Annotated in this window: 8 protein-coding genes; all 8 read right to left on the minus strand. The window is 40.2% G+C overall.

What is annotated here, in order from left to right:
- Positions 1-34 precede the first annotated feature (34 nt).
- Positions 35-1,411 (minus strand): sensor histidine kinase, encoded by a 1,377-nt coding sequence (locus tag DW769_RS11755; RefSeq protein ID WP_106493119.1) that lies wholly within the window; start codon positions 1,409-1,411, stop codon positions 35-37.
- The gene (locus DW769_RS11760; RefSeq protein ID WP_118750412.1) at positions 1,399-2,061 is read right to left on the minus strand and encodes a response regulator transcription factor; all 663 of its coding nucleotides are present in this window, start codon (positions 2,059-2,061) and stop codon (positions 1,399-1,401) included. The genes DW769_RS11755 and DW769_RS11760 overlap by 13 nt, the downstream gene beginning before the upstream one ends.
- Positions 2,062-2,075: 14 nt before the next feature.
- The gene (locus DW769_RS11765; protein ID WP_005330844.1) at positions 2,076-2,816 is read right to left on the minus strand and encodes a lantibiotic immunity ABC transporter MutG family permease subunit; all 741 of its coding nucleotides are present in this window, start codon (positions 2,814-2,816) and stop codon (positions 2,076-2,078) included.
- Position 2,817: 1 nt separating this feature from the next.
- Entirely contained in the window at positions 2,818-3,549 is a 732-nt protein-coding gene (locus DW769_RS11770; protein ID WP_118085451.1) for a lantibiotic immunity ABC transporter MutE/EpiE family permease subunit, read from the minus strand.
- Positions 3,542-4,255, minus strand: a complete 714-nt coding sequence (locus DW769_RS11775) for a lantibiotic protection ABC transporter ATP-binding protein (RefSeq protein ID WP_055225704.1) — start codon at positions 4,253-4,255, stop codon at positions 3,542-3,544. The genes DW769_RS11770 and DW769_RS11775 overlap by 8 nt, the downstream gene beginning before the upstream one ends.
- Before the next feature lie 427 nt (positions 4,256-4,682).
- Positions 4,683-5,591 (minus strand): radical SAM mobile pair protein B, encoded by a 909-nt coding sequence (locus tag DW769_RS11780; protein WP_118750413.1) that lies wholly within the window; start codon positions 5,589-5,591, stop codon positions 4,683-4,685.
- Positions 5,579-6,268, minus strand: a complete 690-nt coding sequence (locus tag DW769_RS11785; protein ID WP_117509300.1) for a radical SAM mobile pair protein A — start codon at positions 6,266-6,268, stop codon at positions 5,579-5,581. The genes DW769_RS11780 and DW769_RS11785 overlap by 13 nt, the downstream gene beginning before the upstream one ends.
- A partial coding sequence (locus DW769_RS11790) for a MarR family transcriptional regulator (RefSeq protein WP_118610230.1) occupies positions 6,265-6,609 on the minus strand: 345 nt, incomplete at its 5' end. The genes DW769_RS11790 and DW769_RS11785, both read right to left, overlap by 4 nt.

Consider the following 6,609-nt stretch of genomic DNA (forward strand, 5'->3'; position numbering starts at 1 on the left):
AAAATTTCTTTTACATAGCTTAATTGCGGTCTATTTAGCTTGTTTCTTGACTACTCAGGAAAAATATTTCTACCCTCGCCCCACCTGTATTTTCAGAATTTGAAAGTTTAATACCTCCACCATATTTTTCAGCCACAGTTTTTGCAAAAAATAGTCCCATCCCATAATGGGCTTCGCCATTTCTACTTGTGTCATCCATAAAAAACTGCTCTGTGCCATGCAATAATGCTTCTTTTGTAAATCCTGATCCGCTATCCTCCACAATGAATGTCAGCCGGCCATCCTGCTCCTTTGCGTCAATATAAATGATTCCATTTTCTTTTGTATGCTCCACTGCATTCTGAATCATATTCATTACGGCCCGGAACATTGGATCATAAGCAATCGTTACCTTTTTATCACTTTGTCCCGCCTTCCAATCTATTTTCTGGTGATAGATTTCTACCAGTCCGAGTGCCTGTTCCTTTATATCTGCGAAAAAATCTTCTAACCTCACCGTTGTATAGGTAACATCACTGCAATTCCATGATTTTGTGACATCTATCAACTGTTTTACATAACTTTGTATCTGTGTTGTGCCGTTCAAAACATAAGTGATATTATTCTTCTGTTCTGTGGTCAGTTCAGTCTCTGAAAGTAGTTCTGCATTTCCCCGTACAATCGTAAGAGGTGTTTTAATATCATGCGCCAAAGCAGACATCTGTTGTTTCTTTTCCTGCTCTGTTTTCCACTGCTTTTCTAAAGATTCTCGCAATGCATCTCGCATATCATCGATTGCCGATAAACAGTCATCAAACTCTTTGATACCGGAACAGGATGTCTCATATTCCAGATTTTGATCCTTTATTTGTCTGATTGCGTCTAATACAGGCTGCATCTGCTTTTTGATTCTTTTTCCAAAACGTATGGACGGAATGATGATAATCGCTACCGCTCCAATCACAGACATAATAATCATCACATTCTGTGGTCCTATAAAATGCTCCCTCAAAAAAGCTGAATGATATTGAGGTGTCAGGCGATATTGCAATACAACATATTCATTTTCCCTTACAATTACTTTATAAAAATATTTCCCGGATGCGTTTCCGTACTTTGCAACATTCCATGCTATCTGTTCGTATTGTTCTGACAGATCTCCACCTATTTTCTCTCCATTCTCTGAAAAGATTACATAATCACAAAGTGCGGGAATCATCTCAGCAGTCACTTTATCTGCACGTAGAATCGTATCATATGCTTCATTAATCTTTTGCTCTGCATAATTTGCCGGATAAATACAGCCCACACTAATCAAAAGGTACAGCAGCAGATAAGCAACAATCACCAAACCAACTAATGATCCAAGCATGACCAGTACATATCTCATAAAAATCCTGCTGAGTGCATTGCTTCTCTTTACTCTTCCCATTTATATCCAATCCCCCAGACTGTTTTTATCGGTGTATAATCATAATCCGCAAATTTTGCTCTTATATTTTTGATATGCGTGATTATAGTACTGTCATTACTCTCATTGTCAAAGCCAAAGACCGCTTCCAATATCTGTTCCTTCGAGAAAACCTGTCCTCTGTTTTTAGCCAGAAATTCACAGATTTCGTACTCCGCTTTCGTAAGAGGAAGTTCCTTATCATCAACCAATAGTTTCTTTTGAGATATTTGAATACAGACCCTCCCCAAAACCATCCGGACAGAATGTTCCCTGTGCTCTCTTCTAAGATGTGCATTGATCCTTGCCCGAAGTTCCATCACTCCAAATGGCTTTGAAATATAATCATCTGCTCCTAAAGAAAGTCCGTTTACAAGACTGTTTTCCTCGGTTTTTGCCGTAAGAAACAAAATCGGACAATCCACAAGTATCCTAATTCTTTTGCATAATTCGAAGTCATCAATTCCAGGCATCATAATGTCCAGTAAAATCAGGTCATAACGATGTAATTCTTCCATATTAATTTTTAGTGGATTACTTACTTTGGTAACCAGATGTCCATCCTTATTCAAAATGCTTTCTATCATTTCCAAAATTGCCGGTTCATCATCAACTGCCAGTATTTTTGCCATAGTTTCCCTCGATTCTATTCCGATATTCTGTTTCCTTCCCAGTGGTTTACCCACCAAAAATAGTATACCATACTAATCCCTGTAAATATTAAGCAACCTGGTATGAATGACAACCATTCACCTACACTAGTTTCTCCCAATACAGATTGCAGATAAGTATATGGTACTCTACCCGTCCAGCAGACAAATACATATTTCCACACATAATCTCCAAGTCCGGTAAGCATCAATGCACTAATTAGTCCTGATATAATCCCTGCTCCAATGGATACCCCTTTTCCAAACTGAAAAGCCAGAATCAGCTGCCACAGATAAAGTGGAACACTGCTTCCCCACAGCAGCAATGCTGCAAATATACATCCTTTCATGATTTCGATATCGCTTGATGCGATTCTTCCAAATCCAATTCCGAATATGATTGCTGTCAATAGGATAGAGCACAGACACAAAACCAGTAGCATCAACAGTTTCGATAAAAATGCTGCAGGTTTATCCGGTAAAGACAACAGATTTTGAAAATCACCTGCATTTTGTTCCTGTTCCATCACACTTGCTGTAAAAATTCCAATAAGTACCGGAAGTCCTGCTCCTATTGCCTGATAAAATGCAATCACTTTCATATTTTCATTCCATGGTGAAAAAAAGTAATATATTAAAAATATAACGCTGGTTATAATCGGAATCAGTAAGTGTGCCAGAATCACAGATGTTCCTTTCATCTTTCGCAAGTCTGCATTAAGAGATCTTCCAATCATCTTATTTCACCTCTCTTCTCTCAAACCATTTCAAAAACAGAACCGTTACAAAAACAAACCAGATGATTGAGAGACACATTCCCGGAACAATGACTCCCGTATCCAAAAGAGGATTCCCTGCTTCTGCGGCAAGTCCATTTGGTAAAACATGAAGCAACGGGCACATCATTCGCATAGGGATTGCAGAAACAAGTACATACCAGATTCTGGTTTGTGATATTACCACACCGCTGACGGTAATAAATAAGCAGACGAACAGGTTTACAATCATTCCAAATCGTTCACTTAAAAATAAGGCTACCGGAATCTCCCATAACTCAGAAACCGTCAGAAACAATACTGCAATCAACGCTCCTCCAACTGGAACATGTGTCGTTAGAAGAAAGCCTCCAAGCGTTGCTCCTGCAAACACAATCACATTAGAAAACAAAATCATATACCCAATATAAATAATTTTCCCCAGCACCAATTTTCTTCTGTCTGTGGGAATAGTCATTAAATGATAGTATTTTATCTTTTTCTCCTGCGCCACAGAAAGATAACAAAATAGAGCAATCATCCCCGGCAGCAAAAGTGTATACCACCAGTTCCAAACACTTTCTGCATAAGCATTTGTCATCCCAAGAGTAAATATAAATGCCATGACAAATGTAAGAAGAGGAAATCCCCAGATAAACTTTTTTCGCATGGTTCTTTTGGCTTTTTGATGTTCTGCTTTTATAATATTAACCATGGATTTCACCTGCTTTCTGGTTTTTTCTTACCACATTCATAAACAAATCTTCAAGATTATCTCCCTGCTTTAATGCTCCTTCGTATCCTAAGATTCCACCTGAAATAATCCCGACTTTATCTGCAAGTAACTGTACCTCTGAGAGAATATGACTGGAGAGAATTACAGTGATTCCCTGTTCCGGAAAAGACCGGATCAGCTCTCGTAATTCCTCGATGCCTATTGGATCTAATCCATTCGTAGGTTCATCCAATATCAAAAGTTCCGGTTCTCCAAGCAATGCCATTGCAATGCCTAGTCTTTGCTTCATTCCCAAAGAAAACTGTCCTGCTTTCTTCTTTCCGGTGTTTGTAAGTGATACAATCTGCAAGACCTCATCAATTCTGTTTTCATCTGTACCAAGCAATAATTGTCTTACCTTCAAATTCTCTCTGGCGGAAAGATTTTCATAAATAGGCGGATTCTCAATTAGCGCTCCTATTTTTGATAAATCTTTCCTATCCCAAAGTTTTCCATCAAAGTAAATCTTTCCTGCAGTGGGTTTCATCATACCGGTCAACATTTTCAATGTGGTAGATTTTCCCGCACCATTCGGTCCAAGCAGTCCATAAATCTGTTTCTTTTCTATATTAAGTGAAACATTATTTACCGCTTTCTGCTTTCTAAAATATTTACACAAATTTTGTGTCTGCAACATCATTTCCATCTTTACTATCCTTCCTTCCATATTTCATTTCTTACTGAAATATAACCTAACAGAAAAAAATAAAGATTTGATGAAGATTGCTAAATAATTCGTCTACTCTATTTTTATTCTCGTATGGAATAAACCATCATTAATAAGAGTAAGATCACTGGTGCAGTTGACATTGACAATATGTATGAATTTGCTTCTTCACACTGCAATGATTTCAAGGATCTCCGCGATGATGAGGACATTGTTATCAATCGGGAGTGGATCCTTAACAAACTTGCCGAAGCAGAAAACGAATAGTATATTTGGTGGCTACACTCCCAAGCCCCTGTAGAATCAATAACGCCGGTACTGGATATCAAAATCCCGCACCGGCGTTATTAATTGTAATTCTTTTTTCTACTCAAATAAACAGCTTATCTGCCCTACAAACTTGAAGTTAACGATTTCTTTTTCCGGTATTCTCTGTCCCACGGATTTCCTCATGATAGAAATAATCTACAATCACCGGATGCCCCTGCGGGACTCTGCCATAAGGCATTTCATTATCCACAAAGGCACAATCATACTTCTTAGCCATTTCCTCAGCTTTTACTTCAAGTGCTTCAAAGTAGCTGCGGTTATGCTTGTTATAGATCTCGTCGTAAAGTGGTACAAGATCAGGATATTTTCCGGCGATATAATCCATAATTGTCTTTTTGAAACCGCCTCGAAGATTGAGATTTTCGAGCCAGAACAGATCGCACTGATCCTTTACCCGCTCAAAGATTGCTTCAAAATCCGTGATACCGGGGAATACCGGGGATACGAAACAGACTGTACGGATACCTGCTTCATATACCTGCTTCATAGCAGAGATACGGCGCTCAATGCTCGAAGCAGAATCCATATCGTTCTTGAAATTTTCATCTAGTGTGTTGATCGACCATGAAACGGTTACATGTCCAAGCTTCTTCAGCAGATCAATATCCCGTACCACAAGATCCGACTTTGTGCAGATCAGAATATCTGCGTCACTGCCGATCAGCTGCTCCAGAAGTTTTCTGGTATTCCCGAATTGCTCCTCCTGTGGATTGTAGCCATCTGTCACAGAACCGATGACCACCCGCTGTCCGGCATATTTCTTCGGATTTTTAATTTCCGGCCAATGCTTCACATCAAGGAAAGTGCCCCATTCCTCCTTGTGCCCGGTAAAGCGCTTCATAAAAGAAGCATAGCAATACTTGCAGGCATGTGTACAGCCCACATAGGGATTGACCGAGTAACCGCCTACCGGCAGACTAGACTTAGTCATGATGTTCTTTGTTTCCACCTCACGAATGAGGATTCCATTTATTACTTCTTCCATGATTTCTGTACCTCTAACACTTTATTAAATTCTTCCGGCATTTCCTGAATCATATTTTCATCCCCTATGATAGGGACAAGGTCTTCCTTCATAAACACCGGAATGCCGAGTGCGTGTGCCTGATCCGTCAGAGACCATGCCCATTCCGGCTCCGTATGAATCTTCCTGCTCTGAGCCCCGGTCATAGTGCCGACAACGATCCAGTTGATTCTGGAAAGGTCAACTGTACCGGGATCGTCGAATAACGGTTCAAAGCTAACATGGTAATGCTTTGCTCTGATGTTTTTCCGAAGGGCGTCGATACGCCACAGTTCGGCTTTCCTCGTCACCGTAACGCCAAACCATGCGTTTTCCAGATCGGTATCAAAATCCAGCAGATCAGGTCGCTTGGTAAGGAACAGGAACTGATGCTGTGGATTTTCACGGATCTTTGCAAATACCTCGTCTCTCCATTCCGGCTTCCATCCGGAGAGATCGCTCATCCCAGTAAGAAGAAAGTTCTGCGGACGTTTCTTTTCCATCATCTTGAGCTTACCCGGAAAGAATTCAGGGTCAGCGAAGTCATCAATCATATGCCAGCGTTTCACGTTGTTGCGGGCATAGCAATATGTACACCCCACTGTGCAGCCAATGACGATATTCATGTTCTGAATCTGATCTTTGATACAAATACTCATGACTTCTGCCACTCCTCAAGATTCTTTCTGATGCGGTCGAGACATTCCTCAAACCGGGTAATTTCTTCCTCTGAAAAACCTTTGTAGTAAATACTGCCCATCTCATCAGATACAGAATCGTACTCGCCCTTTAAGGCATGTGCTTTCTCAGTCAGAAACAGGAGTGTTTTCCTTTTGTCCGTTTCAGACTGAACACGGCTTATCAGCCCTTGATTTTCCATTCTTTCCAGCATCGTAGTAAGAGATGTTATCGCTAATCCGCATTTAGTCGAGAGTGACCTGATTGAGATACCATCCTCCTGCCACAGCACATAAAGAATACGTCCCTGGGCTCCATTAAA

This window comes from Blautia sp. AM29-29 (genome assembly GCF_003480555.1).
Lineage (GTDB): Bacteria > Bacillota > Clostridia > Lachnospirales > Lachnospiraceae > Fusicatenibacter > Fusicatenibacter saccharivorans.